The organism is Roseibium album (assembly GCF_965233825.1).
GTDB lineage: Bacteria > Pseudomonadota > Alphaproteobacteria > Rhizobiales > Stappiaceae > Roseibium > Roseibium album.
The window spans coordinates 3,434,115-3,459,721 of record NZ_OZ247583.1; the positions used below are offsets into that span (position 1 = coordinate 3,434,115).

Genomic DNA, 25,607 nt, shown 5'->3' on the forward strand with positions numbered 1-25,607 from the left:
AGATTGCGCCCTCTTTGTAAGAACCTGGCGGATCACGGAAATGGCTCCCGCCCAGTTGGCGGAAGCAAGTCGTTTCCAGGTTGGACTCATTCAACCTTGAGCTGGCGACGCGCATCAAAATCTTCCAGCGTCTGGTAGAATATGTCAGCCGGTCCGGCAATCTTTGGGTCGGGGTCCAATTGGATCTGGGCATCTGCCCCGGGATAAGGCAGCGATCTGGCGAAATAGCGCATGCAATTCAGACGTGCTCGCTTCTTGTCATCGGAACGCACGACGGTCCAGGGGGCGTCGGCGGTGTGGGTATAGAAAAACATGTTTTCCTTGGCTTCTGAATAGTCGTCCCACATATCAAGCGATTGAACGTCGACCGGACTCAGCTTCCAGTGTTTCAACGGATCGCTGTTGCGCGCCTGAAAGCGGCGCAATTGTTCTTCCCGGCTGACGGAAAACCAGAATTTGAAGAGACGTATACCGCTTCGCACAAGCATGCGCTCGAATTCGGGCACCTGGCGCATGAATTCCATGTACTCCGCAGGTGAACAGAACCCCATGACCTTTTCGACACCGGCACGATTGTACCAGGAACGGTCGAACAGAACGATTTCACCCCTGGTCGGCAGGTGCTGAACGTAGCGCTGAAAATACCACTGCCCCTTTTCCTCTTCCGTTGGCTTCTCGAGTGCGACAACCCGGGCGCCGCGAGGGTTCAGGTGCTCCATGAAACGTTTGATCGTGCCGCCTTTGCCTGCTGCATCCCGACCTTCGAAAATAACAACTATGCGTTGGCCGCTGTCTTTTACCCAGTTTTGGACTTTCAGAAGTTCAATCTGAAGCTCCTGCTTACGCGCCTCATACTGTTCTCGGCGCATGCGTCTCTTGTAGGGATAGTTTTCCGGCAGTCGCGCACTGTTGCCTTTCGAAATAGATCGCTCATGCAACAGGAGCGCTGGACTTTTGTGTACCGCCGCATGGTGAACGGACTTGATGGTCACTGTGTTGCCGGCCTCTGGAGGTGATGCAGCCCGAGGCCCTGCTTCCCGCCGGTTGGAGGTTTTTTTGGTGGATGTTTTGGTGTCGCGCTCAGCGGTTGATACGTCCGGCGTACGTTCTTCTTTGGATCTCGCTTTCATGGCCTCCCTTTCGTTGCTGGTATGAAAACGCGCGGCAAGTTGTGCTCGAGCCTTTCCGGGCAATTCGACCTTTGCGAAGTGCACATCAACTGGAATGGAAACCAAAGAATTGCCGCCATGCATTGATTTCAGGCAAGCGGAGCAAATTTTTTTCGTTACGAAGACAAGGTCTTCGCGCGCTGAAGAGCCAAATCTGTTTCGGCAGGAGGCCGTAACCGCGCAACTGTGTTCGGAGAAGGGGTTTTCGCGACCGGGTTTGCATGTCGGCCGCAGGACCGTGTTGCTCCCGATACGCAATGGGAACAGGTCCTATCTGTTTTTAGTGCATTGCAAACGGGCGCTGACTTACCTGAAATTGGACGTGAGGATCATAGGACTCAGGCCGGGACGGGTCGTTAGGCTGGGCTGTCTGCAAGCGGCAACGTGAAGCTGACGGTCGTGCCTTTTTTCACTTCCGATCGGATCGACAGCTTACCGCCATGGAGCTCCACGAGGGACCGCGCGATGGCAAGCCCGAGCCCGGAACCCTGATGGGTCTTGGTGAACTGGTTTTCCACCTGGACGAAGGGCTCCGCAAGCCGTTCGATATCACGTTCGGAAATGCCGATTCCCGTGTCTGTAACTTCGAAGCGCAACTTGTCGCCGCGCGGTTCCGCCTTGAGTGCAACCACGCCGCTGTCCGAGGTAAACTTGACCGCATTGGCAAGCAGGTTGAGCAGGATCTGCTTCAATGCCCGCTTGTCTGCGTGAACCATAAGATTTTCGGCGACGTCCGTTGTGACGGAAATATTCTTTTCTGTCGCGGCGCCCGTCACGATCCGGCTTGCATCATCCGTGACAGAAGCGGCATTCACGACTTCCGTATCGATAGACATCCGGCCAGCCTCGATCTTGGACATGTCGAGGATGTCGTTGATCACGTTGAGGAGATAAGTGCCGGAGGAATAGATGTCCTTGCAATAATCGTTGTATCGTTCCGTGCCGATAGGGCCGAACATTTCCTGCGTCATGATGTCGGAGAAGCCGATAATGGCGTTCAGGGGTGTCCTGAGTTCATGGGAAATATTGGCGAGAAACTCGGATTTGGCCTTGTTGGCGGCTTCCGCTCGGGTTTTTTCTTCCTGATATTTGTCGGCCATTTCCACCAGTTGGCGTGCCTGGTATTCCAGTGTCTGTCGCGACTTTTGAAGATCCGATACAGTCGCTTTCAGCCGCTTCTCGGACAACATCAGTTTTTCTTCGTGTTTTTTCAGCGCCGTGATGTCGGTGCCGACCGACACAAATCCACCGTCCTTGGTCCGGCGTTCGGAGATCTGCAGCCAACGGCGGTCTTCCAGTTGTGCTTCGTAAGAGCCTTCCGGCGCACCGCCCCGCTGCGTGACAGTCACGGGTTGCGGAGCGATTTCCGCATTCGATGCTGCGGCCATGACGTCCTGGTAAGGGGTGCCCGGGTTGACGGCTGCATTCGGCAAGTTGTGCAAGGACTGATAATTTGAGTTGCAGATCACCAGTTCGTTGTTGGCGTTCCACAGAACGAAAGCTTCGGATATTGTTTCGATTGCGTCGCGCAGCCGCAAATCCGCCATCCGGCTTTTTTCCGCCAGCTTGTGCTGCTCGGTAATGTCGATGCAGATCCCGATGAGGTGGGGTTCGGCGCGGCCGGCCTCGGACTGGATCTCGCCACGTGCACGCAACCAGATCCAGCTGCCGTCCGCATGACGCATCCTGAAGGTTTCGTCGACAAGTGTTTCACCGGTCTCCAGAAGATGTTCCGCAAGTCCGAGAAGATCAATGTCGTCAGGGTGGGTAATGTCGGCAACATCGGCGAAGCTCAGGATGTCATCCTTCGGTTCACGCCCGAGTAGCTCATAAAGCGAGGACGACCAGAACATGCGTCCACGCGAAAGATCCCAATCGAACAATCCGCATCGGCCGTGGGTGAGGGCTGTGTCGATGCGTGCCCGGGTGGCCGCATACATGTCATCGGCATGCTCGGCACGGCTTGCCTGACTGAAAAAGCCGTAGATAACGGCGAGCAGAACCAGGGCTGTCCCGGCAAACAGGGTGACATTTGCCGAAAGGTCGTCACGCCAGTCCGCAAAGATGGCACTTTCCGGCTGCAACACGGCAATCATGCCAAGATTGCCGTTCAGATGATGCACGGTTGCAAGAAACTGTTCGCTGCCTTCACCGCGTCCAAGGTCGACCGGAACGGGAAGAACACCAGCGCGCGCGCCGAACACTGTGAGCGGCTGGCTTGGACTGAGCAGGTCGGCGATCGGCCGGCCTTCCAGACCCGGATGTGCCGGGGCGGTCGCCGCGATCTTGCCGTTCGTATCCGCGACCAGAAAGATGCGGGATCTGCTTGTGGCGCCTGCCGGCAGACTGTCCGCAAGAGAGCGTTTCAAGGTTGTGCGAAACCCGACTTCCGGAAGAGTACCTTCAATGGCGCCGAGCCGGTTGGCAACCACCGTGGCCATCAGGCTCAGGGTCGTCTGCGCAGATTGCTCTGTTTCGGTGTACTCTGTCGCCAGTTCTCCAGCACGAAACAGGGCGAGAATGACGATAAAGACAATTGCCAGTCCGGGAATGATGCGCCGCATGACGCTGTCTGAGCTTATGATGGTGTCACGCAGGGAAACGAGAACCGGCCAGAACAGCAGGCTGGCTTTGCCTGCGCTCTTTTCGGAATCCGAATCCTTGTCGCTGCGCCGCGTGGTAGCGTCGCCAGCCATTGCTCGCGCCATTGGAAGTGTGCCTCAAAATCCGCCGCATCGGAGCTTGCCCCGAATCACTTCCATTTGAATCAAATCTTCGGTTCTTGTCTAGTCCTGATCAAGAAGAAAATGGTTAACGCGCATCATGACTCTCGGCATGTTTGTTAACCTTTTCCAGTAAATCACACTATTGCAATGTTCTGTCGATGATATCGCGGCTATCTCTTGACAGATCTTCGCATGATGAAATCTTCATGAGAGCGGATTCAGCCAAGGCACAACGATTGGCATCAAGGGCCCGCCAAGAGCGGAAGCTGGTCAAAAGTCGCGATGCGACCTGGGGATTGCGTTTGTCGATCTCAAGTACTGATTCGGCGACCAATTCGAATCCGGCCCCGTCAGGGCGGGCAAATTGCGTTGCATTGCCGGTCGCGAAGGACTGCAGCAGGGCACGAACCCTGTTCGGGTTGGTCGCGTCGTAAAGCGGATGAGAAAAGAGCGATTTGATAGTCGCCAGGGTTCCGTCGCCTGGTGCGGTCGCCTGCACCATGAACCATTTGTCCATAGCCAGGGAGCTCTTCTCATGCCGTGACAGATAAAGGTCCAGCGCTGCGGTTTCCCCGGGCATATGGTCATGCACCAGAAGCATCAGGCCGGCGAGTCGGTCCGTCATGTTGTCGGCTGAGGAAAACCGGTCCCAGGTGAATTGCGCCGAATCTTCAGTATTCGAAACCGCATAGTAGTAGGCGGCCCGGTTGGACAATGCTCGTTTGCCGGCCGTTTCCGCGTCAGGGGAATAGTCTCCCCTAGGTGCGAATTCCAGCGCTGCAGTGCGCAATGCGCCATGGAATTGCCGAGCAATTGCCTGCCGCAACTGCTTGCGAGCCGCCAGAATGGCATCCGGGTCGACGTTCTTGCCGATTTCCTGGGCAATGTCGGCTTCACTCGGCAGCGTCAGCGCCAGCGCCTTGAGGGCGGGATCAAGGTTCTGATCATTCAGGACTGCGCCAAAAACCGAAACCACGCCATCAGCGGGCGCGCCTAGCTCGCCATGTCGTATTGTTCCCGTCAGCCTCACGAGCTCCTGCATGGCAAGAGATTGCACAGCCTGCCAGCGATTGAAGGGATCATTGTCCCGGGCGGCAAGAAACTGGAGATCTGCAGTTGCAAACTTCTGGTCAATTCGCACCGGGGCGGAAAACGCGCGCAGAAGCGACAAGACCGGTTGAGACGAGATGCCTGAAAAGGTGATTTCGTGCCTGGATTTCTCCATCAGCAAGACATCACCCGATATCTTGATGCCGCTGGCGGAGGTTGCTTGCATGTCTTTCCCATCCGGGCCAAGCAGACCAAAGCGGAGCGGGATCACAGCTGGTTTGCTGGACCTCTGTCCCGGAACGGGTGGAATTTCCTGGGAAAGCGAGAGCGAATAGGTCTGACGATCCGCATCGTAAGCCGATGCGACAGAAACAACGGGTGTTCCTGCCTGCTCATACCAGAGCGCGAATTGGCTGAGGTCCGTCCCGGTCGTGTCTTCGAAACAGGTCAGAAAGGCTTCGATCGTCGTCGCCTCTCCATCGTGTCGATCGAAATAGAGATCCAGTCCCTTGTGGAAGCCCTCGCCACCAAGCACCGTCTTCAGCATGCGCACGACTTCGGCGCCTTTTTCATAAACGGTCGCCGTGTAGAAATTGTTGATCTCGTGATAGACCCGCGGTCGAACAGGGTGTGCCAGTGGGCCCGCATCTTCCGGAAACTGATGTGTTTTCAGTAGCCTGACATCGGTGATGCGTTTGACCGGCCTGGATCGCATGTCGGATGTGAATTCCTGATCACGGAAAACAGTCAGGCCTTCCTTGAGGCACAGCTGAAACCAATCGCGGCAGGTAATGCGGTTTCCCGTCCAGTTGTGAAAATATTCGTGCGCTATGACCGCCTCGATATTGGCATAGTCCTGATCGGTCGCGGTTTCCGGATCGGCCAGAACATATTTGTCGTTGAAGATGTTCAGGCCCTTGTTTTCCATCGCGCCCATATTGAAATCCGAAACGGCAACGATGTTGAAGACATCCAGGTCATACTCCCGGCCGAACACGTCTTCATCCCACTTCATGGAGCGCTTGAGCGAATCCATTGCCCAGCCGCACAGCCCTTCGTTGCCGTGCTCAACGTAAATATTGAGGTCGACCTTCTTGTCCGATGCGGTGGTGAACCGGTCAGGAACCTGAGCAAGATTGCCTGCAACAAGTGCGAAGAGATAGGCCGGTTTGGGATGGGGATCATGCCAGAGCGCGTAGTGGCGGTCTGTCCCGTCGATATCACCCTTTTCCATCAGGTTGCCGTTTGCAAGCAGGACAGGGCAGTCGGTTTTCGGTGCTTCGACCCGTGTTGTGTAGATCGCGAGAACGTCCGGGCGGTCGAGGAAATACGTGATGCGCCGGAAACCTTCGGCCTCGCACTGGGTGCAATAGGTCCCTGAGGACCTGTACAGCCCCATCAGTTTGGTGTTGGCTTCCGGATTGATTTGCGTTGTGATTTTAAGATCGAATGGTTTACTTGGCGGTGCATGAATTTCCAGCTTGTCAGGCGAAATCGTGTAACCGTCCTCCGGCAATACCTCACCGTTCAGTTTCAATTCGCGAAGCGAAAGTTCGTCGCCGTCGAGCACCAAAGGTGTTCCGGCCTGCACATCTGCCTGTCTTGCGACCGATAGCGTTGCAACGACCTCGGTTTCGGCAGGATCAAGCTTTACTGTCAGGTGAACCTTTTCGATACGGTAGACGGGTGGTTGATAATCTTCCAGCCGAATGGCGGGCGCCGTTTCGGAACGCATCGAGGTCTCCTGGTAATTGGTTCATACGAAAGTGCAGGTCAGGGACGGCACCCTGAACCGGGGCTAACGCGTTAGCATGATCGTGCATTGTGGCAAAGTCCTGTTTCTGGTCCCGGCATCATCAAACATGCGTCCGGCGCAATGATCTGCAGAGTGGACAGATTTTGACCTATGGACAGCCTTTGACTATGTGAGAGACGTCTTGAGTCACAGGGAAACAATTTATGAGTCGTCTGGACAGTTTTATCCGCCGAATGACCTCGCAGAAAATCTTGCTGGAATACCTGGTCGACAAGGTCAACCTTGTGGAGGGGCCGGTCCTGGAACTCGGCCTTGGCAATGGCAGAACCTATGATCACCTGAGGGAGATCTATCCCGACAAGGAAATCTTTGTTTTCGATTTCGCGATGAACTGCCATCCGAGCTGCGCGCCGGACGCGGATCACATGATACTCGGTGACATACGCGATACGCTTGCCTTCTGTGCTCCGCGTGTTCGGGCACAGGCCTCTTTCGCCCATATCGACATCGGATCGGCGGACCCGACAAACGATCTTGCAATCGTCAACTGGCTCGCACCGCTGATCGATGAACGCATGGCGGTTGGAGGCTTCGTTTTGACGGCACTCGAACTCGATCTGCCGAATTTCGAACTTCTCGAAAAACCGGAAGGCATCCATCCGGGCAGGTATCACATTTACCGCAAGTTCGCCGAAGCCTGACCCTTAATCGTTCAAACCGGGAAAAGTACATGTCCGCGCCCCTCGAAGGCATAAAGGTTGTCGAACTCGCACGCATTCTGGCCGGCCCCTGGACCGGCCAGACACTGGCCGATCTGGGTGCGGACGTGATCAAGGTGGAGAGCCCGCAGGGCGACGACACGAGGGGATGGGGCCCGCCATTCATCAAGGATGAAGAAGGCAACGATTTCGATGCGGCCTATTTTCATTCCTGCAACCGCGGAAAGCGGTCGGTGGTTGCCGATTTTCGCACAAAGGAAGGCCAGGAAATCGTTCGCAGGCTTGTTGCCCGGGCGGATGTACTGGTTGAAAATTTCAAGGTCGGCGGGCTTGCCAAATACGGCCTGGATTACGAGAGCCTGAAAGAGGTCAATCCGAAGCTGATCTATTGTTCCATTACCGGCTTCGGCCAGGATGGTCCCTACGCCCATCGCGCAGGATATGACTTCATGATTCAGGGTATGGGTGGCATCATGGACCTGACCGGTGAGCCGGAAGGCTCTCCGCAGAAGATCGGCGTGGCCTTCGCCGATATTTTCACCGGCCTTTATGGTGTGATTGGTGTCCTGAGTGCCCTTCGTCGCAGGGACGCCACCGGGGAGGGTGAATGGGTCGACATGGCGCTGCTCGATTCGCAGGTTGCTGTTCTGGCCAATCAGGCTCTGAATTACTTTGTATCCGGAAAAGCGCCAAAGCGACTTGGGAACGCCCATCCGAACATAGTTCCCTATCAGGTTTTTTCCGCAAAGGATGGCCACCTCATCATTGCTGTCGGCAACGATAGTCAGTTTCAAAGACTGTGCGGCGTGCTCGGACTGCCTGAACTTTCAGATCAACCAAAATTCGCGACCAATGCCGCGCGCGTCGCTTCAAGATCCGAACTCGTCCCGCTGCTCAGTGCGGAAACTTCGAGCCGCGCGAGGGACGATCTCCTGACTGCACTGGAAATGGAAGGTGTGCCGGCCGGTCCCATCAATTCGGTCGAGGATGTTTTTGCCGACAGTCAGGTCCGGTCCAGAGGCCTGAAAGTTGATCTGCCGGCACATGGTGTCGAAGGTGGCGCGGTTTCTTCAGTGCGCACGCCGATTGCCTTCAGGAACGGCAATCTGGTTCTCGAACGGGCCGCACCATCACTGGGGGAACACACCGCTGAAGTATTGACCGAACTCGGTTTGGATGCTGCCGGATCCGAAACATGACTTTTTCACCATGAGATGCTCCGTCCTATGAAAAACACCGAATATTTGCGCTTTATCGACAAAGAAGTTCTCTCTGAAAACTGGGGCAGGCTCACCAGGTATCGGCTGGAGTATCGGCGCCGGGACGGGTCGTGGCAGGAACTGAGCCGGGAATCCTATGATCACGGCAATGCCGTAACATGCCTTCTGTTTGATCCGGAGACAAAGTGTGTGCTGCTGACGCGCCAGTTCCGGCTACCTGTCCATTTGAACGGCAAGGATCCTTTCCTGATCGAGTCGCCTGCCGGATTGCTGGAAGGGGCCCACCCTGAGGACAGGATGCGTGCCGAACTCATCGAGGAAACCGGATATGAAGTCTCGGAACTCGAGCATCTTTTTGACTTGCACATGAGTCCGGGGTCGGTGACCGAGTGCCTTTCATTTTATTCAGGTACCTACCATCTGAACAACAAGGTGGGCGACGGCGGTGGTGTGGAACACGAAGGTGAGGACATTGAAGTCATGCATATTCCGCTCCAGAAGGCGCTCGGGATGATCCGGACCGGAGAAATCTGTGATGCAAAAACGATCCTGCTTCTGCAAAATCTTGCGTTGCGCGATTACGCGTCGCATGACGGATAGCGTCCACGGGTTCCTGTCGTCGCGTTTCAGGTGGTCGACCGCCTTAATTTGACGCAAAAGATCAGGCAGGTAAGCTACAAAGGCAATGAGAGGACTTGCGCCTTATGCCAAGGAAAAAGCGCGGTGATCGACGGATCAAACTCCCGCTGACATCAATTGTCGGTCTGGGGTTCGGTGCGTTTGTTGCGCTCGCCATCGGGTTGGTTTTGGGTCTCTCGGTGAGCGCGAACTTCAGCAACACGTTTTCCCTGCTCAACGACAAGACGATTTTGAGCACGGATGCGCTTGAAACACAGCTGCGTACTCACTTCACGTCCGTGGAAAAGGCCGTCGTGGGTCTGAAACCGTTTTTTGACGACGGGACGATCGGTTTTGAGGACCCCGAGCGCACGCTCGAAGACCTTTCGATCGCCCTGAAGTCCAATAGCGACGTTACGACCCTGGCTGTCACTGCAACGGATGGACGGCGCCTTGGCATTTACCGGGCACCCTCAGGCAAACTGTGGCGGATAGAGACCGATGTGCCGCCGCCCGGCATGAACATGGCCGATCTTCCGGCTCTTGATCAGGCAAGTTTGCCCACCTGGGGCCCCTTGGTGGAACACGAGGTCGGACTTTTTGCCAATGTCTCGGTGCCCCTGGTGAGAGATGGGGAGCTGATCGGCACTCTGACAGCTGCAAGCTCGATGAAAGATCTCTCCCATATCGTCAAGGCCCGGGACGAAGGTCTCAACAACACCATCTTCATAGTTGACGGGGCCGGGCGCGTCATAATGCATTCCGATGAAACCGGATTGCAGACAGGCGGGAGCATCAAGGCGAATTTGCCGGAAGCCTGGGAAAGGATCGGGGATCCGGTACTGGCAGGAATGGCAGACGAGCAACCGATCGAGGAGTTTCAAAAGGCCGCCGATCTCGGTATCGAAGTGTCTTTCGTCGAAGCGAACGATGACGAATACATCATCATGAAAGCTGAATTCGACGGCTTCAGCGACAAACCCTGGATTATCGGACAGTATTATCAGAGTGCAACGGTTTCCCGGGAGGTCCGCAGGCTCGCCGGCTCCATGTTTGTTGGGTTCGGCGCACTTGTCATTTCGGTTCTGATCGCTTTCTGGATCGGGCGCAGAGTGGCTCGTCCATTGCGCAATCTGGCGGTCCAGTCGGAGCGCGTCGGGACCCTTTCGCTGAACGAAGTCGAACCGATGCCACGCAGCCGCGTTGCAGAAATTGATCAGGTAGCCCTGGCCTTCAATTCGATGGTCGAAGGCTTGAAGGCGATGAACACTTACGTGCCGCGGTCGCTGTTCATCAAGTTGATGCGATTGGGAGGAAGCCAGGCAGCGGAAGCAAGAGAAGCCGAACTCACCATCCTGTTCACCGATATAGTCGGATTCACGGCGCTTTCCGAACATCTGAGCGCCGAAGAAACAGCGCGGATACTGAACGATCATTTTGCAATCCTGGTCGAAGCCGTTGAAGGAGAAGGGGGGACGGTCGACAAGTTCCTGGGCGACGGTATGCTTGCCTTCTGGGGTGCTCCGGATGAACGCCCCGACCATGCCGAGGCCGCGGTGAGAACGGCGCGGCGGATTGCATCCGCCCTTCATGAATCGAATGTGCAGGCCGAGGCCCAGGGCGGACCGCAGATCTTGACACGCATCGGCATACATTCAGGTCCGGCGGTCGTCGGAAACGTCGGCGCGCTGGATAGATGGAACTATACGGTTGTCGGCGACACGGTGAATGCTGCTGAACGACTTCAAACCCTCGGCAAGGAAGTCGACGGTGAACCGGAGGTGACCATACTTGCCAGTGCCGATACCGTTGCAAGGCTCCCGGGTGAACACAACAAGAGGCCTGTCGGTGCTCATCACCTCAGAGGTCGCAGTGGCTTGATGGAGGTTTACTGGATCGACCCCCATCCGCAGGCGCCTTCCAGGGAGACGTCACCGCAGGCAGTTCCGGTTTCCGCAGCCGAGTAATCTCGCAATTCCTGCATTGCAGATGCCTGTTTGGTGCAAGATTCTGAAAAAAAGACAGGAATTTGCCTGTTGCAATTCAAATCACAGCGTACTTCTTTGGAATTCTGCATTGCTATCCAACGGCGAATTTGGTTGTCTTTGTATTGCAAAAAAGGCTTAGTAAGCCTCACGCAGACAATCCTTGCCGGGGAGGAAAAGCGCAGTGAATGTTCTCTCGATCGAGGGACTGACAGTTGATTTTAATACGGCAGAAGGCCGGGTGCGGGCTGTCGACGACGTTTCCTTCGTCGTCCCGGAGAACCGCACGGTCGCACTGGTCGGTGAATCCGGTTCCGGCAAGACGGTTATTTCCCAAACGATCATGGGTTTGTTGCCTCAGGCAGCGGCAATTACTTCGGGCAAGGTAATTCTGGCCGATCCGACGGGGGCCGAACCGCCTGTCGATATTGCCGGTCTGGAACGCAAGGGCCCCCAGATGCGCCACCTGCGCGGAAATCGGGTTGCGATCATCTTTCAGGAACCGATGACATCGCTGTCACCGCTGCACACGATCGGCGACCAGATCGGTGAGGCGGCCCTTCTTCATCGTGATGTTTCGGGAGCGGAAGCCCGCGAACTAACACAGGAGATGCTGCGTCTAGTCCAGTTTCCCGATCCGGGCCGGGCGCTGGATACCTATCCATTCGAGCTTTCCGGCGGGTTGCGTCAACGTGCCATGATTGCAATGGCAATGATCTGTCATCCGGCACTGTTGATTGCAGACGAGCCGACAACGGCGCTCGACGTGACAATTCAGGCCGAGATCCTGAAACTTATCCGCGAGGTTCAGTCTGAATTGCGGATGTCCGTCCTGATGATCACGCACGATTTCGGCGTCGTGGCGAATATGGCTGACGAAATCGCGGTCATTTATCATGGCCGGATCATGGAGAAGGGGACGGCCAAGCAGCTTTTTTCCGATCCTCAACATGATTATCTGAAAGCACTTTTGAATGCGGTTCCCAGTTTCCACATGGACAGGGACGAGCGGCTAGTTCCGATCCGACCAATTGAATTGAAATCGGAAGACCTGACGAAGAACAGGCCACATTGCGACGTCGCACCGGGCGAACCCCTTGTTGAAATGAAGGATGTCACCAAGCAGTTTTCGCTGCGCAAGGGCTCGCTGCTGGGCTCCAAGTCCAAGACGATGACTGCCCTGGACAATATCAGCCTGACGATCAGGCGGGGGGAATGCCTGGGTCTTGTGGGAGAATCGGGTTCAGGCAAGACGACCGCGGCAAAGGCGATTCTTCGCGCGCTATCTCTGGAAGGTGGGCAGGTTCTTTACAATCGTGGCAATGGCCTTGAGGACATTGCGAACCTGACAGGTGCCGACCTGATGGACTACCGGCGTCGGGTCCAACTGATATTCCAGGACCCGTTCTCTTCCCTCAATCCGCGCATGACGATCAATGATACTTTGCTGGAACCGTTCGAGGTGCACGGCATTGGAACACAGCAGGAGCGGGCGGAACGCGTGAGGAACCTCATGAGTCTCGTCGGTCTTGATCCACGCTTCCTGCGGCGATACCCGCATTCGTTCTCCGGAGGTCAGCGCCAACGCATCGGAATTGCAAGGGCGTTGGCACTCAATCCCGAGTTCATATTGTGTGACGAGCCGACTTCGGCGCTCGACGTTTCCGTCCAGGCACAAATCCTGAACCTTCTGCAGGACCTGAAGCGGGATCTGAACCTGACCTATCTGTTCGTCAGCCACAACCTTGCCGTGGTAGACTATGTCGCCGATCGGATCGCAGTCATGTGCCGCGGACGCCTGGTCGAAATGGGCGAGACGCGGACGGTCGTTGGAAATCCGCTTCACCCGTACACCAAGGCGCTCTTGTCCGCCGTACCGGAGCCGGACCTGTCGGCGCCTTTGGATTTTGCCGCGCTGGATGCCAACAGGGCATCTGAACCGCAGCTCTGGCCGGAACCGTTCACGATTACCGAAGGCACGGAACCGTCTTTGGTTGAAATGGAGCCGGATCATTTTGTTTGCGCACCCGGACTTAAGAATTCCGGGGCACTTGAGGGGACTGCAGCATGAATTTTGAATACTTGACGAGGATGGGGCTGTTTTTGACCGCAGCCTTGATAACCACGCCGCTGGTGGCGCTGGAATTGAAGGAAACACCAGGTCTGGATCCATCGCTTCCGCCTATTGCCGAACGCGTGCCGACAGAACCCCTGATCGTTGATCTCGAGGCGAAGGGACGAAAGATCGGCAAGCCCGGCGGCTCCCTCGATACGCTTATCGGCCGTGCCAAGGACGTGCGCCTTATCAATGTGTGGGGTTATGCCCGCCTTGTCGGCTACAATGACAAGCTCGAGCTGCTTCCCGATATACTGGCGGACGTGGAAGTCGAGGACGGGCGGATCTTTACGCTTCACACCCGCGAAGGTCACAAGTGGTCCGACGGAGATCCGTTCGACTCGGAAGATATCCGGTATTATTTCGAAGACATCGTCAGCGATGAAAATCTGACCCCGTCCGGTCTGCCGCCGTTTCTACTCGTCAACGGAAAGGGCCCGAAATTCGAGGTCGTCGACGACACGACGGTTCGTTTTACCTGGGACGAGCCGAACCCGCTCTTTCTTCCTGAACTGGCAAAATCCAGGCCACCTTTCATCTACCGTCCATCGCATTATCTGAGGCGTTTTCACGGCAAATACGGCGATCCGGACTTCATCGCCAAGGAAGCGGAAAAGGTGAAGGCCCGCAGCTGGGCACCGTTGCACAACAAGAAAGACGACATGTACAACGCGCGCAATGTCGAGTTACCGACTTTGCAGCCCTGGGTTCGCAAGCGCGATGACAGCGACCTCCGTTTTGTTCTGGAGAGGAACCCCTACTATCACCGTGTCGACAGCTCCGGTCAGCAACTGCCCTATATCGACAAGGTCATCATGACGGTTGCCGATGGCAAGCTGATTCCGGCAAAAGCCCAGGCAGGCGAGAGTGAACTCCAGGCTCGGAACCTGAGTTTCTCCGATATCACTGTCCTGAAAAAAGGCGAGAAGAAGAACGACTATGTTACCGCGCTCTGGTCGAACACCAAAGGGTCGGAGATTTCCATTCTGCCGAACATGACCGTGAAGGATCCTGTCTGGCGGAAGCTTCTGCGCGACAAGCGGTTCCGTCACGCATTGTCCCTGGGCATTGATCGCAATCTTCTGAACAGGGTGCTGTTCTTTGGTCTTGGAACACCCGGCAACGATACCGTGCTCGCTGCAAGCCCGCTTTACAAGGCTGACTACACGAGCAAATGGGCTGAATATGATCCCAAAAAGGCCAACGCTCTTTTGGACGAGATCGGTCTCACGAAGCGGAATGACGATGACATCAGATTGCTGCCGGACGGCCGCCCGCTCGAGATAATCGTCGAGACAGCCGGTGAAGCCCAGGTGCAGGAAGATGCTCTCGAACTGGTTGGCGAGATGTGGGGCGAGATCGGCATAAAGCTGTTCGCCAAACCCAGTCAGCGCGACAACATGCGCGAGCGCGCTATTGCAGGCGATCTGCTCATGTCCGTCTGGTGGGGGTTTGAAAACGGCATTCCGACATCTGAAATGCCACCAACCGACTACGCGCCGGTCCGCGGTGACGCTCTTTCCTGGCACGCATGGGGCGATTATTACGAAACCCAGGGAGAAGGCGGTGAAAAACCGGACTGGGCACCCGCCAAGCGGCTGATGGAACTATACAATGCCTGGCTGACATCAAAAACGCCCGAGGAACGAACGAAGATCTGGGACGAAATGCTGCAGATACATGCCGATGAAACCATTCATATCGGTCTGGTTTCCGGTGTTCGCCAGCCGGTGGTTGTAAAGGATGTCGAGAACGTGCCACTGGAAGGGATCTACGGCTGGGATCCGGGCGCTCATTTCGGTATCCATCGGATGGACGAATTCTATTTGGACGAAGATTGAGTTTGACGTCAAAGTTCGGTCAGGAACGGCAACTCTGGTGGTGCATTGCACGAAAACCGGATTGCCGTTTCATGATGACTGGGGCTAGGATTTGTTGACTTGCCAAAGCGGTCCGAGGCGTGGTGACCTGTCCGGAATGGGCACGGGTCCAGCCATGGATGGCAGGATGAACAGGTTCATTTTGGTGCATCGGATTTGCGTGCACCGGACGGGAATGTGAATGGGGCCGTTGGGTAGACACACGCTTTGGCGGTGTCGCAACATTGAATTGGATACCGTTGTTTTGCGCGGTGCGGTTTCAGTTGTGTCCGCGGTCGTGTCGGGGTGAGGGGAGTATAGGTGCTCTATTACATAATTCGCCGGATTTTCATGATGGTCCCGACACTGTTGGTGATCAGTTTTCTTACATTTTTCATCATCGAACTTCCCGCAGGCGACTACATTTCCAACCAGATCGCAGCCCTCAAATCCACGGGTGAACAGTCATCGGTTGCCAAGCTGGAATTTCTGCGCAAGGAGTTTTCGCTCGACCGGCCGTTTTTCGAGCGTTACCTGATCTGGATCGGATTGTGGCAAGGGCCGCATGGCTTTGATGGCCTCATCCAGGGGAATTGGGGCTGGTCCTTCGAGTTCGACAAGCCTGTTGACCAGGTCGTCGGGCCGACGCTGCCGCTGACAATCGTGCTCAATTTCGCGACCATCCTGTTTGTCTACGTTGTTTCGTTTCCGATCGGAATCTATTCGGCAACGCGCCAGTATTCCTGGGGCGACTACGGGTTCACATTCATAGGCTACATTGGCCTTGCAACGCCGAACTTCCTGCTCGCACTGATCCTTCTCTACCTGTTCAATCAGTGGTTTGGCCTGTCGGTCGGCGGTCTGATGGCGCCCGAATACATCGATCAGCCCTGGAGTTTCGACAAGGCCATGTCGGTTCTGGCGCATCTGATCGTGCCTACGATCGTAATCGGGACGTCGGGCACCGCAGCCATGATCCGGCGATTGCGTGCCAATCTGCTCGACGAGCTTCACAAGCAGTACGTCACGACCGGGCGGGCAAAGGGGCTGAAGGAAAACCAGCTCCTGATCAAGTATCCGTTGCGCATGGCGATCAACCCTTTCATCGCCGATATCGGCAACCTGATCCCGTCGATGGTATCGGGCTCGGTCATTGTCTCCGTTGTCATGAGCTTGCCGACGGTCGGACCGATTCTCCTGTCCGCACTTCAGTCGCAGGATCAGTTCCTGTCCGGTTTCATCCTGCTGTTCGTAGCCGTCCTGACCCTGATCGGAATGCTGATTTCAGACCTGCTGCTCGCGGTTCTTGATCCACGCATCCGGCTTGGCGGGAGGGCCTCGTCATGAGCATGGACACCAGGGACGGAGGTCCGGCGCGTGAAGTGGAACACTACGTCGACCCAACGCCGTTCAATCCTGCTGTCACGGAGGAGATGACGGAGGAGCAGGAGCAGTTTTACCAGGCCTCCCAGTGGCAGATCATGTGGTGGAAGTTCAAGCGCCACAAGATTGCGGTCTGGTCCGGAGTTGTCCTGATCCTCTTTTATCTCTGCGTGCCATTCGCCGAGGTGATTGCACCTTATGGACCAAACACGCGGGACAGCCTTCATCTTTTCGCTCCGCCACAGTCGGTGCACTTGTTCAACGAAGGGGAATTCGTCGGTCCGTTCGTTTACGGCATGACATCCCAGATCGACATGGAAACCCTGCAGTGGGTCTTCACGGAGGATACGGAGAACGTCCAGCCGATCCGATTCTTCTGCCGGGGGGCATCTTACGAATTCTGGGGCCTGTTCGACGCCGATTTCCATCTGTTCTGCCCGGCTGAAGGGGGAACACTGTTCCTGATCGGTACGGACCGTCTGGGACGTGACCAGTTTTCGGGGCTTGTCTACGGTGCGCGCCTGTCGCTCACAGTCGGTCTTGTCGGGGTCACCATTTCCATTGTCCTTGGTCTGTTTTTCGGCGGCATTGCAGGCTATTTCGGCGGTTTCCTGGACAGCATCATCCAGCGGATGATCGAAATCATTCGCTCGATGCCGGAACTTCCGCTCTGGATGGCGCTCTCTGCAGCCTTGCCGGTAACCTGGAGCCCTGTCTGGATCTATTTCGGCCTCACGATAATTCTCGGACTACTCGACTGGCCGGGACTTGCGCGCGCTGTCCGGTCCAAACTGCTCTCCCTGCGAGAAGAGGAATATGCCAAGGCAGCCGTGCTGATGGGGGCCAAGCCGAAGCGTGTCATCACGCGGCATTTGCTCCCCGGGTTCACCAGCCACATCATCGCGTCCGCAACACTGTCGATACCGGCAATGATCCTGGGCGAAACGGCGCTTTCCTTTCTTAACCTCGGCTTGCGCCGCCCGGCGATTTCCTGGGGCGTTTTGTTGAATGAGGCCCAGAACATTTCAGTCGTCACAGTCTATCCCTGGCTGATGGCACCGGTCGCTCCGATCATCATTGTGGTTCTGGCGTTCAATTTCCTTGGCGACGGTTTGCGCGACGCGGCAGATCCCTATAAGTGATGCCTTTGAATACCGATCTGATCCGGCGGGCCGACCTGGCCCGCCTTTGCTGTTAGGAAGCCGCCATGTCGAAAAACGCAACCACCGCCGAGGGCTGGGACGAAGAATATGAAGCCGGGCGCTGGGCCTTTCTGCGCTCGCTGCCCGAAAGCGGACGATACGGCATCATCGGCATGTGGCTGTCACTGACGGGATCCATGGACGAGGTCCTGGACATCGGCTGCGGCGAGGGGCTGCTTTATGAGCGTCTTCAGCCGATGGGTATCAGGCGTTATGTTGGCATGGACCTGTCTCCGGCATCACTTGAAATAGCTAACGTCGATCCTGGGATCGCCTCGCTGCGCGCTGGCGACATGCATTCCTTCGAGCCGAAGGAAGGCGAAACATTCTCCGCCATCGTCTTCAACGAAGTGCTGCATTTTGCCGACGACCCGGCTGCTGTTGTCAACCGCTACGTGCCGTTCTTGAAAAAGGACGGCGTTATCGCGCTCTCCATGTATTCCCCGAAAAAGCCGGAATCAGGCGCCAACAAGCTGATCAACAGCCTGTGGGCGGCAACCGATGAAGAAGCGAAATGGGACGTGCTCGACGACTACCGGCTCGTGTCGGACAAAAAGGGCGTCACCTGGCGCATGCGACTAGTGAAGCCGGTGGGATAGCGCGATAAATCCCGAGAAATTCACAACCACAAAGTTGTCATCCCGGCCAAGCACAGCGCGAGCCGGGATCCAGTATTCGACGAGGTATTGGTTCTGCGGCAGACGAGATCGTCCGCTACTGGGTTCCCATTGTCGCAGGATTGGTAAAACCGAGGCACTGTTTGTTCAGCGGCACATGCTTGATCGAGCATCGGTTGTTTGTATTCAAGAAAATCTAGGCTTTGGTAAGCCCAATTCTCGAGGCTAGAGCACTGGAAACTTCAAAACGGTCTTCTCGGGGTAGCAGTGCTCGCGCCTCATCGATATTCCCCGCGTCGATTATTGCTTTGATCTGCTGGGCATGGAGCGTGATGTCTGTGATGTTGACAATCCAGTCGCGGGCATAGCGTTCGACAGCCTCGCCGCTGAGCCCGATCTGTATGGATCGATAGTCCAACTTGTTCAAAAACATGTCACGTTCAGGATCCCATTGAATTCTTACCGGAGAACGTTCCAGGCGGGCCTGCCAATCCTGAGCTGATTGTGCACTGTCAAAGTGGTGGCTGCTCAAGCAGCTGTTCTGCAAGGTCCAATGGAATCCGTCTTGGGAGATATCAATAGCAAGTATTCTAGCCTGGTTTTTATCTTTGTGACTCCACCCGGCTCTATACATCATCCACAGAAAGGATGGCTTTATCCAGGTCATCCGGCTCAATTTGAAGGGAGGAGATACGAAGGTTTGATTTTTAATCGCGGAATTCGCAATTTCGTCCGAATAGGCCTGATAGACGCGTATGGTATTCTCGCTGTATGCGGCCCTTATTTCTTTTTCGGGGTGCATGACCCGATTTTTTTCAAAAATAGTCAAGTTTCTTTCTTTGTATTTGATTTGAATTCAATGAAGGGGGTGGCAATGCCTTTCGTTAGGTAAGCAATCACCTGATGCTCATTATGTCAGGGGCAGTAAAAATAATCCAGAGGTCGTAAAACTCTAGTTGCACAAGTTTTATCTAAACACTTTTCGTTTGAAGGGATATTGAAACACTTCGCCCAAACTTGCTTCCTGTTTGTCGGTTTTGTGAGAGCCCGCAAAACGGAAAAGAGTGTGCGACAGGTCGATCTGCAATCCGCTTGGCTGGAACCTTATGGCCTCTAATCCGTACCACGTCACTGTCGAGCGTATGAACACTCAGGGCAAGAGGATCGGTGGAGTTACGCAGAGCCTGCACGGCAAGTCTCCCGATGTCGATTCCCTCGTTCGAATTGTCATCCCGGCCAAGCGGAGCGCGAGCCGGGATCCAGTATTCGGCTTGATTTTGATTCTGGTAAAAGCAAGGGCAGTGGCGACTGGATCCCTGCCTTGGCAGGGATGACAAGTGAAGATAAGAGTACGTCCCATTGAGAGACGCTGTTCAGGGTTGTGCCGCTTTTCTCGGCGTTTGAACAATCACTCCGGCAACACCACAATCGTCGATTTGCCGCCTTTGTTGCGGAGCGCATGGATATCGGCAAGGTCCGGATCTTCACGCCAGGCCTTTGCTGCGTCCGTGGTCGGAAAGGACAGGAGTGCGGTGATGTTCGGGGCGCCGTTTGCCGCTTCCAGAACCAGCGGTTCGGGGTCCGCGGCCACGACGCTGCCGCCATGTTTGGCAAGGGCTTCTGCCGCCTTTTCCCTGTAAGCGCCGAGAGTTTCCTTGTCGGTCACGGTGATCATGGCGAGGGCTTGTACGGTCATCGGATGTCTCCATTGTTCAAGATGTCTGCACGGTAGCCGGAAATGTGAATGCGAAAAATTCTTCAAAATTGGAACCTGCATGTGCAAAAATGCACGAGCAATTAATTTTTGTTTGATTGTGACGGGTTAACAGCCTTTGGTGCCTTATGGACAACTGGGATGACTTGAAATTCGTGCTCGCGATTGCCACCGCAGGCAACGTCACAAGGGCGGCCAAGAGGCTGGGAGTGACACATTCGACCGTGTCGCGCCGGCTGTCAGCGCTCGAGGAGAGCATGGCAACCCGGTTGTTTGAACGTCTGCCGGAAGGCTTTGTTCCGACGGCAGCCGGAGAGCAGGCAGTTGCGGCCGCCAGGCGTGTCGAGGCCGAGGTCCTGACGCTCGATACCCGGATCACGGCGCAGGACACCGAACTCGAAGGTCCGTTGCGGATAACGGCGGCACAGCTGCTGTTTCAGGTGCAGCTTGCCGAGATCATGCAGCAGTTCTCCGAACGCCATCCGCGCATCGAACTGCAGATGATTGCGGCCAACGAGAAGCTGAGCCTGCATCGCCGGGAGGCCGATATTGCCGTCCGGGTGACGGACAATCCCGGCGAAACGCTTTTCGGCCGTCTCGCGACGGGCCAGAACCGTTGTTATTACATGTCCCGGAATTTCACCCGCAAATATCGCGAGACGATGGAGACCGGACACGCCAGCATTCCGTTGCCTTGCGTCACCTTCAAGTGGTGGGGGCAAGGTGTGCCGAAGGAAATCCGGACGCGCTACACGTCGGCCTTCATCAGCCTTGTCGCCGATGACATGATTGCGCTCCTTGCTGCGGTCAAGGCCGGCATCGGTGTTGGCAGGTTGCCGTGTTTTCTCGGTGATCCGGATCCTGATCTCGTGCGAATTCCGGGCATGGAACCATCCCGTTATCTCGATATCTGGGTACTGACCCATCCGGATCTGAAGAATGTTGCCCGCATCCGGACTTTCCTTCGCTTCGCGGCCGATGCCTTCAAGGCCAGGAGCGGGCTTTATCTCGGGACTTGAAGCACTCTAAACCCAGCGGCGAACCTTCGTGAGATACTTCTCATAAGTCTCGCCGAAGGTTTCTCGCAGGATTTTTTCTTCCGGTTTGATCTGGAACTCGGTCAGATACCAGACAAAGCCCGGGATGATGATGAAAGACAGGTAGCTGCTGAAATAAAGGGATGCCGCCACCAGAAGAAACAGCAGACCGAGATACATCGGATTGCGGCTGAGCCTGTAGATGCCATCCGTGACAAGTGACGTCGTTTCGCCGGGCTTCATGGGATTGACGGTGGTTTTGCGGCGAATGAAGGTCAAAAGCGCCAGCAGGTCAGGGATCAGGCCCAGAAAAAACATGATCGCCGCCAGAACGACCTGACCCGGAAAGCTGAATGTCAGTCCGGGAAACCAAGAACCGGCAGCGTAGGTCGACATCACGGCGACGATCAGGACCAGGGGTGGAGGAACCTTGAGCTTCATTGCGCACCGATCACCGATTCAACTCGATCGGTTGTCCGTGTGGCGTTGCCCTGGCAGCTGCGTCCCAGGCGGTTTTGAGGTCGCCGAGCGTGTCTGTCGCCGCGATACCTTTCCCGCACAGGATTTTTTCAAACGCGGTCAGCCAGTGATCGTAATAGCCAATGGTCTCGCCGCTGCCGTCACCGTCCTTGGCAAGTTCCGCTCCGAGGTGCTCCGCCCATTCGTGCCATGCAAAGAGGCCGGCTTCGTGGGCCTGCAGCGTCATGGCAAATACGCGTGCTTCCCAGGGGGCGGTGAAGACAGGCCCACCTTCCTGATCGAGCGGCAGGCGAGGGGTCGACTGAACGGCATCAGACAGCGTCAAGGTATGGCTCCCAGAGATCGAGTCGAATGGTCAATTTTGGATCGCTGTCCGGTCCCCAGACGTCGGGTCCCCTGAAAACCACCCCGTAGAGCCAGGTCGGTTGCTCCCCGAGCCCTTGGGAATTCGCGTCCGGAAAAACATGGACCCCGTGGACAGTTTCGATTGTGCCCTCAACGTCGCGGACGTAGCGGGGAAGGCGGGTGTGGTGTTCCGGATTCATGCGTTTCGTGCGGATCCGGTCACCTGCCTTGAAGCGGCTAGGCTGTTGCTCCGGACGATTGGCAGGACCGCCCTTTGCCAGAACGGCAGCAACATCTTCGGCCTTTACGACGCGCTTCAATGGTTTGGCAGGATTGAGAGACCTGCCTGCCTGAAGTTCCTGCTCACTCACAAGACCGCTTTCAACCAGCAGCTTTTCGAGCCCAAGCGTCCAGATCTTGTAGTAGCTGGAGGACAGGTAAACGGCAGGAGGCAGTGTTTCGCGGGCAAAACGGGACGTGTCGATGTTCCAGGTGCCGGTCGCACCCATGGCAAGGGTTACGGCAAACGCGCGTTCCTCCCACTTGGCGTGGAAGTTCGGCTCGTTGTCTTCCAGCTCGATCGGGCCGAATCCCATCTGGCCTCCAAGGTCCTGAGCGCCGTTCATGCCAGGTCCTCCAGTTCGGAAGGGGCAAGCGCAAGACCGGTTCCGATCATGCTGTCACGGGTAACGAGTTCGGCGAGCTTTTCCTCGCTCCAGCCTTCGGTTCCCTCCGGTCTTTGCGGGATCACCAGGTAGCGGACTTCAGCTGTGGAATCCCAGACCTTTATCTCCGTGTCTTCCGGCAGGTTCACATTGAACTCTGCAAGGACGCCGCGCGGGTCACGAACGGCGCGGGAGCGATAAGGTGCGGATTTGTACCAGACAGGTGGCAGGCCAAGGACGGTCCACGGATAACAGGAGCACAACGTGCAGACGACCATGTTGTGGGTCGAAGCGGTGTTTTCCACGGCCACCATGTGCTCGCCCTGGCGTCCGGTGAAGCCGAGTTCCGCAATTGCCGCGGTGGCGTCGGCCATCAAACGTGCATGAAAGTCCGCGTCGGTCCAGGTCTTGGCCACGACCATTGCGCCGTTCTTGGGCCCGATCCTGGTCTCATATGTCTCGATCAGTTCATCGAGCGCGGGCGGGTCGATGTATCCCTTGTCCGTCAGAAGTGTTTCGAGCGCCCGAACGCGAAGTTCGATTTCCGGGAGCTCCGAGTGATCATGATCGTGATTGTGGTCGTGCGACATGACGATTCCTGAATCCGGTTCTGGGAGTCAGGATAATAGGCACCATGTCCGCAATGCCAAGCCAAGTCTCGTTTTCATGTTGAAAAACTTGAGGAACTTGACGGTATTCAGATGTCAACCGAACTCATAGGCGACATTTTCAAATTTGTCGGTGGGGAACCCATAGGCCATGCACAGACCTTCTTCGCCGGCAACAACGCCATGCACGGCGTTGGCGGGAATGAAAACCGCGATACCCGGTCCAATCGGGAGGTCTTCGCTGTCGATGGTCACGGTGCCTGAACCTGTCAAGCCATAGTAGAATTCAGCCGGCTCGTGGCGATGAGGGTTGAGACGGCCATGACAGGGGAAACTGGCCACGCCGAAGACAAGGCCGTTTGAGGGCGTCTTGTTGGCACAGATCAGTGTGCGCCACTCTACATTGCCAAAGACAGGATCTTCTCCACCTTCAACTGTCTGGTGATCAACATGCTCGGCAAATCCGCGGGCCGACGGAACGATGGTGTGAACGAAATCACCGGGGGTTTCAGGAACGTGATTGGCAAGCATGAAATACACTCCGCTCGAAGGAGAAATAGTGCGTCTGGACAAGGGGAATTTCGTTGCAAAGACGATTTTGCGCAATACACTAAAATCTCATGACATCATACGCTGAGATTATACTATGAGCAGGCTTCCTTCCTTCTCGTCACTGCTTGCCTTCGATGCCATTGCCCGTCATGGGACATTGACCCGCGCCGCAGTGGAATTGAATGTTTCCCAACCGGCAATCAGCCGCAGGCTTGCCGCTCTTGAAGACGATCTCGGCTGCGTTTTGCTGGATCGAGGAACGCGGCCGTTACAATTAACTGTTGACGGTCAGGAGCTTTACGATGTTTTGCGGTCCGGACTCGCCAGACTGGAAGCCGTTGTCAGCCGTCTGCGTGAAAAGTCTTTGCATGATGTGGTCAGTGTCAGTTGCGGTTCCGGTTTTGCCGCCTACTGGCTGATCCCCCGGTTGCCTGAACTTGAACAGGTGTTGCCGGAAACGTCCATTCAGATCATAAGTCAGGCGTATGCAGAAGACGTTACGAATGCCGACGTGCAAATCCGGTTCGGGCACGGTGACTGGCATGGACTTGAAGTTCGCGCAGTCCTTGGGGAGGAGGTCTTTCCAGTGGCCAGTCCGGCCTATATCGAACGGACCGGGAAAACGTTCACGGTTGAAGCGCTGAAGTCGCATCGTTTGCTGGGACAGCAACGTGATGCCGGTGCGTGGTACAATTGGGAAACCTGGTTCGACGCGATCGGGACGCCTGCGACGAGGAAGCTGCGGTCACTTGATTTCGACAGCTATGCGTTGATGGTCAATGCCGCGCTGGCGGGGCAGGGCATTTGCCTGTGCTGGGCGGGGCTGCTTGATGTTTTTCTGGAAAGCGGTGCACTTGTCCGCCTGACTGACGTGTCCGCGGGATCGGGGCGCGGCTATTTCGTGACATTCTCACAATCGGAGGCCGAGGATTCTCCTGTTCGAAGGGTTGCGGAATGGATCATGTTGAACAACAGCAGTGCCAGTGCGGCATCATAGGCAAGTTTTGCGTATCATTGAGCTTGCATCGGAGTCCGCAACTCGCGGTTCGAACTGGTCTGGGGAGATCTCGGCCGAGGCATTTGTGATTGTCGGCAGATTTGTCAAGATCGGGATTGGAAATCAAAATGACTTTGGAGGTGCAGGTGAAGATCGGACTTGGCGGTGGCTGCCATTGGTGCACGGAGGCCGTCTTCCAGGCACTTGCCGGCATATCAGACGTGGAACAGGGCTTCATCCGCTCCGAACCGCCGGAGGACAGCTGGTCGGAAGCTGTTGTCGTGACATTCGACCCGGTCGCGCTGCCGCTGGAAAGTCTGATCGAAATTCACCTGCGTACCCATTCCAGCACCTCGCATCACAAGATGCGCGGCAAGTACCGTTCCGCCGTTTATGTCTACGATGCCGGAACAGGTGTGAAGGTGGGCCGCATCCTGCGCGGCCTTCAGCGCGAGTTTGAAGAGCCCCTGGTGACGCACGTGTTGTCGCTCGCCGGCTTCAAGTTATCGGACGAACGCTTTCGCAATTACTATGCGACGGATCCGGATCGGCCATTCTGTAAAACCTATATCGACCCGAAACTGGCACTGCTGCGGAAACGATATGGCGGCGTGCTCAGGGAGACCCCAGCTGCGGCCGAGTAGGAATTTCCCTCCGAAAGCTTTGATTTTGGGGGGCTCCGGGGCGCTACCAAACACTCCCTTGTCATCGCTGCGAATGCAGGAATCCAGTGACCGCCTGATTTGTTTGGAAAAATGGAACAGTGGCGTGCCGGATCATGAGCCGCCG

The 25,607-nt window shown here is 56.1% G+C and carries 22 protein-coding genes; 12 read left to right on the forward strand and 10 right to left on the reverse strand.

Going from position 1 to position 25,607, the window contains the following annotated elements; translation table 11 throughout:
* Nucleotides 1–86: 86 nt before the first annotated feature.
* The 3 genes from ppk2 to pepN form a co-directional block, all read right to left on the reverse strand.
* The gene (gene ppk2 / locus ACO6TI_RS15650; protein WP_082442804.1) at nt 87–1,130 is read right to left on the reverse strand and encodes a polyphosphate kinase 2; all 1,044 of its coding nucleotides are present in this window, start codon (nt 1,128–1,130) and stop codon (nt 87–89) included.
* A 395-nt stretch (nt 1,131–1,525) separates the two neighbouring features.
* On the reverse strand, nt 1,526–3,865 hold the full coding sequence (locus tag ACO6TI_RS15655) for a sensor histidine kinase (RefSeq protein WP_235808844.1): 2,340 nt from the start codon (nt 3,863–3,865) through the stop codon (nt 1,526–1,528).
* Between the two features lie 169 nt (nt 3,866–4,034).
* The gene (pepN, locus tag ACO6TI_RS15660; RefSeq protein WP_409856759.1) at nt 4,035–6,680 is read right to left on the reverse strand and encodes an aminopeptidase N; all 2,646 of its coding nucleotides are present in this window, start codon (nt 6,678–6,680) and stop codon (nt 4,035–4,037) included.
* Nucleotides 6,681–6,904: 224 nt separating this feature from the next.
* Here pepN and ACO6TI_RS15665 point away from each other — a divergent pair, with 224 nt between their 5' ends.
* The 9 genes from ACO6TI_RS15665 (at nt 6,905) to ACO6TI_RS15705 (ending at nt 18,402) form a co-directional block, all read left to right on the forward strand.
* A complete protein-coding gene (locus tag ACO6TI_RS15665) occupies nt 6,905–7,402 on the forward strand; it encodes a class I SAM-dependent methyltransferase (RefSeq protein ID WP_082442762.1) in 498 nt (165 codons plus the stop codon).
* 29 nt (nt 7,403–7,431) lie between these two features.
* Nucleotides 7,432–8,619, forward strand: a complete 1,188-nt coding sequence (locus ACO6TI_RS15670; RefSeq protein ID WP_422385268.1) for a CaiB/BaiF CoA transferase family protein — start codon at nt 7,432–7,434, stop codon at nt 8,617–8,619.
* Nucleotides 8,620–8,646: 27 nt separating this feature from the next.
* Nucleotides 8,647–9,240, forward strand: a complete 594-nt coding sequence (locus tag ACO6TI_RS15675; protein ID WP_422385269.1) for an NUDIX domain-containing protein — start codon at nt 8,647–8,649, stop codon at nt 9,238–9,240.
* Between the two features lie 104 nt (nt 9,241–9,344).
* Nucleotides 9,345–11,225, forward strand: a complete 1,881-nt coding sequence (locus ACO6TI_RS15680) for an adenylate/guanylate cyclase domain-containing protein (protein WP_422385270.1) — start codon at nt 9,345–9,347, stop codon at nt 11,223–11,225.
* A 202-nt stretch (nt 11,226–11,427) separates the two neighbouring features.
* Nucleotides 11,428–13,314 (forward strand): ABC transporter ATP-binding protein, encoded by a 1,887-nt coding sequence (locus ACO6TI_RS15685; protein WP_196998422.1) that lies wholly within the window; start codon nt 11,428–11,430, stop codon nt 13,312–13,314.
* Nucleotides 13,315–13,334: 20 nt separating this feature from the next.
* Nucleotides 13,335–15,200: an ABC transporter substrate-binding protein gene (locus ACO6TI_RS15690; protein WP_422385314.1), complete on the forward strand. Its 1,866-nt coding sequence runs from the start codon at nt 13,335–13,337 to the stop codon at nt 15,198–15,200.
* Nucleotides 15,201–15,539: 339 nt separating this feature from the next.
* Nucleotides 15,540–16,565 carry an ABC transporter permease gene (locus ACO6TI_RS15695; RefSeq protein WP_055112183.1) on the forward strand — a complete coding sequence of 342 codons (1,026 nt, stop codon included), beginning with the start codon at nt 15,540–15,542 and terminating at the stop codon, nt 16,563–16,565.
* Complete coding sequence (locus tag ACO6TI_RS15700; RefSeq protein WP_173937320.1) at nt 16,562–17,743, forward strand: ABC transporter permease; 1,182 nt, start codon at nt 16,562–16,564, stop codon at nt 17,741–17,743. Before ACO6TI_RS15695 ends, ACO6TI_RS15700 begins: the two co-directional genes overlap by 4 nt.
* 65 nt (nt 17,744–17,808) lie before the next feature.
* Nucleotides 17,809–18,402: a class I SAM-dependent methyltransferase gene (locus ACO6TI_RS15705; RefSeq protein ID WP_422385271.1), complete on the forward strand. Its 594-nt coding sequence runs from the start codon at nt 17,809–17,811 to the stop codon at nt 18,400–18,402.
* A gap of 214 nt (nt 18,403–18,616) precedes the next feature.
* Here ACO6TI_RS15705 and ACO6TI_RS15710 read toward each other — a convergent pair whose 3' ends face one another.
* Nucleotides 18,617–19,249 (reverse strand): DUF4291 domain-containing protein, encoded by a 633-nt coding sequence (locus tag ACO6TI_RS15710; RefSeq protein ID WP_422385272.1) that lies wholly within the window; start codon nt 19,247–19,249, stop codon nt 18,617–18,619.
* Nucleotides 19,250–19,828: 579 nt separating this feature from the next.
* The gene (locus tag ACO6TI_RS15715) at nt 19,829–20,116 is read right to left on the reverse strand and encodes a DUF1330 domain-containing protein (RefSeq protein WP_055112187.1); all 288 of its coding nucleotides are present in this window, start codon (nt 20,114–20,116) and stop codon (nt 19,829–19,831) included.
* Between the two features lie 146 nt (nt 20,117–20,262).
* Between ACO6TI_RS15715 and ACO6TI_RS15720 the strand changes: the two genes are divergently transcribed.
* Nucleotides 20,263–21,153 carry a LysR family transcriptional regulator gene (locus ACO6TI_RS15720; protein ID WP_055112189.1) on the forward strand — a complete coding sequence of 297 codons (891 nt, stop codon included), beginning with the start codon at nt 20,263–20,265 and terminating at the stop codon, nt 21,151–21,153.
* Nucleotides 21,154–21,159: 6 nt separating this feature from the next.
* Here ACO6TI_RS15720 and ACO6TI_RS15725 read toward each other — a convergent pair whose 3' ends face one another.
* From ACO6TI_RS15725 to ACO6TI_RS15745, 5 genes are all read right to left on the reverse strand, one after another.
* Complete coding sequence (locus tag ACO6TI_RS15725; RefSeq protein WP_055112191.1) at nt 21,160–21,612, reverse strand: methyltransferase family protein; 453 nt, start codon at nt 21,610–21,612, stop codon at nt 21,160–21,162.
* Nucleotides 21,613–21,622: 10 nt separating this feature from the next.
* Nucleotides 21,623–21,976: a nitrile hydratase accessory protein gene (locus ACO6TI_RS15730; RefSeq protein WP_055112194.1), complete on the reverse strand. Its 354-nt coding sequence runs from the start codon at nt 21,974–21,976 to the stop codon at nt 21,623–21,625.
* Entirely contained in the window at nt 21,963–22,622 is a 660-nt protein-coding gene (gene nthB / locus ACO6TI_RS15735) for a nitrile hydratase subunit beta (RefSeq protein WP_196895913.1), read from the reverse strand. Before nthB ends, ACO6TI_RS15730 begins: the two co-directional genes overlap by 14 nt.
* Nucleotides 22,619–23,251: a nitrile hydratase subunit alpha gene (gene nthA / locus ACO6TI_RS15740; RefSeq protein WP_196895912.1), complete on the reverse strand. Its 633-nt coding sequence runs from the start codon at nt 23,249–23,251 to the stop codon at nt 22,619–22,621. The genes nthB and nthA overlap by 4 nt, the downstream gene beginning before the upstream one ends.
* Before the next feature lie 114 nt (nt 23,252–23,365).
* Entirely contained in the window at nt 23,366–23,800 is a 435-nt protein-coding gene (locus ACO6TI_RS15745; protein WP_422385273.1) for a cupin domain-containing protein, read from the reverse strand.
* Nucleotides 23,801–23,915: 115 nt separating this feature from the next.
* Between ACO6TI_RS15745 and ACO6TI_RS15750 the strand changes: the two genes are divergently transcribed.
* Nucleotides 23,916–24,818 carry a LysR substrate-binding domain-containing protein gene (locus ACO6TI_RS15750; RefSeq protein WP_422385274.1) on the forward strand — a complete coding sequence of 301 codons (903 nt, stop codon included), beginning with the start codon at nt 23,916–23,918 and terminating at the stop codon, nt 24,816–24,818.
* Between the two features lie 128 nt (nt 24,819–24,946).
* Entirely contained in the window at nt 24,947–25,462 is a 516-nt protein-coding gene (locus ACO6TI_RS15755; RefSeq protein WP_104703098.1) for a peptide-methionine (S)-S-oxide reductase, read from the forward strand.
* The last annotated feature ends 145 nt before the right edge of the window (nt 25,463–25,607 follow it).

Excerpts from the sequence above, each read along its gene's own strand:
- ppk2 (WP_082442804.1), bottom strand. The coding sequence starts at position 1,130 with ATGAAAGCGAGATCCAAAGAAGAACGTACGCCGGACGTATCAACCGCT.
- ACO6TI_RS15655 (WP_235808844.1), bottom strand. The coding sequence starts at position 3,865 with ATGGCTGGCGACGCTACCACGCGGCGCAGCGACAAGGATTCGGATTCC.
- pepN (WP_409856759.1), bottom strand. The coding sequence starts at position 6,680 with ATGCGTTCCGAAACGGCGCCCGCCATTCGGCTGGAAGATTATCAACCA.
- ACO6TI_RS15665 (WP_082442762.1), top strand. The coding sequence starts at position 6,905 with ATGAGTCGTCTGGACAGTTTTATCCGCCGAATGACCTCGCAGAAAATC.
- ACO6TI_RS15670 (WP_422385268.1), top strand. The coding sequence starts at position 7,432 with ATGTCCGCGCCCCTCGAAGGCATAAAGGTTGTCGAACTCGCACGCATT.
- ACO6TI_RS15675 (WP_422385269.1), top strand. The coding sequence starts at position 8,647 with ATGAAAAACACCGAATATTTGCGCTTTATCGACAAAGAAGTTCTCTCT.
- ACO6TI_RS15680 (WP_422385270.1), top strand. The coding sequence starts at position 9,345 with ATGCCAAGGAAAAAGCGCGGTGATCGACGGATCAAACTCCCGCTGACA.
- ACO6TI_RS15690 (WP_422385314.1), top strand. The coding sequence starts at position 13,335 with ATGGGGCTGTTTTTGACCGCAGCCTTGATAACCACGCCGCTGGTGGCG.
- ACO6TI_RS15700 (WP_173937320.1), top strand. The coding sequence starts at position 16,562 with ATGAGCATGGACACCAGGGACGGAGGTCCGGCGCGTGAAGTGGAACAC.
- ACO6TI_RS15705 (WP_422385271.1), top strand. The coding sequence starts at position 17,809 with ATGTCGAAAAACGCAACCACCGCCGAGGGCTGGGACGAAGAATATGAA.
- ACO6TI_RS15715 (WP_055112187.1), bottom strand. The coding sequence starts at position 20,116 with ATGACCGTACAAGCCCTCGCCATGATCACCGTGACCGACAAGGAAACT.
- ACO6TI_RS15720 (WP_055112189.1), top strand. The coding sequence starts at position 20,263 with ATGGACAACTGGGATGACTTGAAATTCGTGCTCGCGATTGCCACCGCA.
- ACO6TI_RS15725 (WP_055112191.1), bottom strand. The coding sequence starts at position 21,612 with ATGAAGCTCAAGGTTCCTCCACCCCTGGTCCTGATCGTCGCCGTGATG.
- nthB (WP_196895913.1), bottom strand. The coding sequence starts at position 22,622 with ATGAACGGCGCTCAGGACCTTGGAGGCCAGATGGGATTCGGCCCGATC.
- nthA (WP_196895912.1), bottom strand. The coding sequence starts at position 23,251 with ATGTCGCACGACCACAATCACGATCATGATCACTCGGAGCTCCCGGAA.
- ACO6TI_RS15745 (WP_422385273.1), bottom strand. The coding sequence starts at position 23,800 with ATGCTTGCCAATCACGTTCCTGAAACCCCCGGTGATTTCGTTCACACC.
- ACO6TI_RS15750 (WP_422385274.1), top strand. The coding sequence starts at position 23,916 with ATGAGCAGGCTTCCTTCCTTCTCGTCACTGCTTGCCTTCGATGCCATT.
- ACO6TI_RS15755 (WP_104703098.1), top strand. The coding sequence starts at position 24,947 with ATGACTTTGGAGGTGCAGGTGAAGATCGGACTTGGCGGTGGCTGCCAT.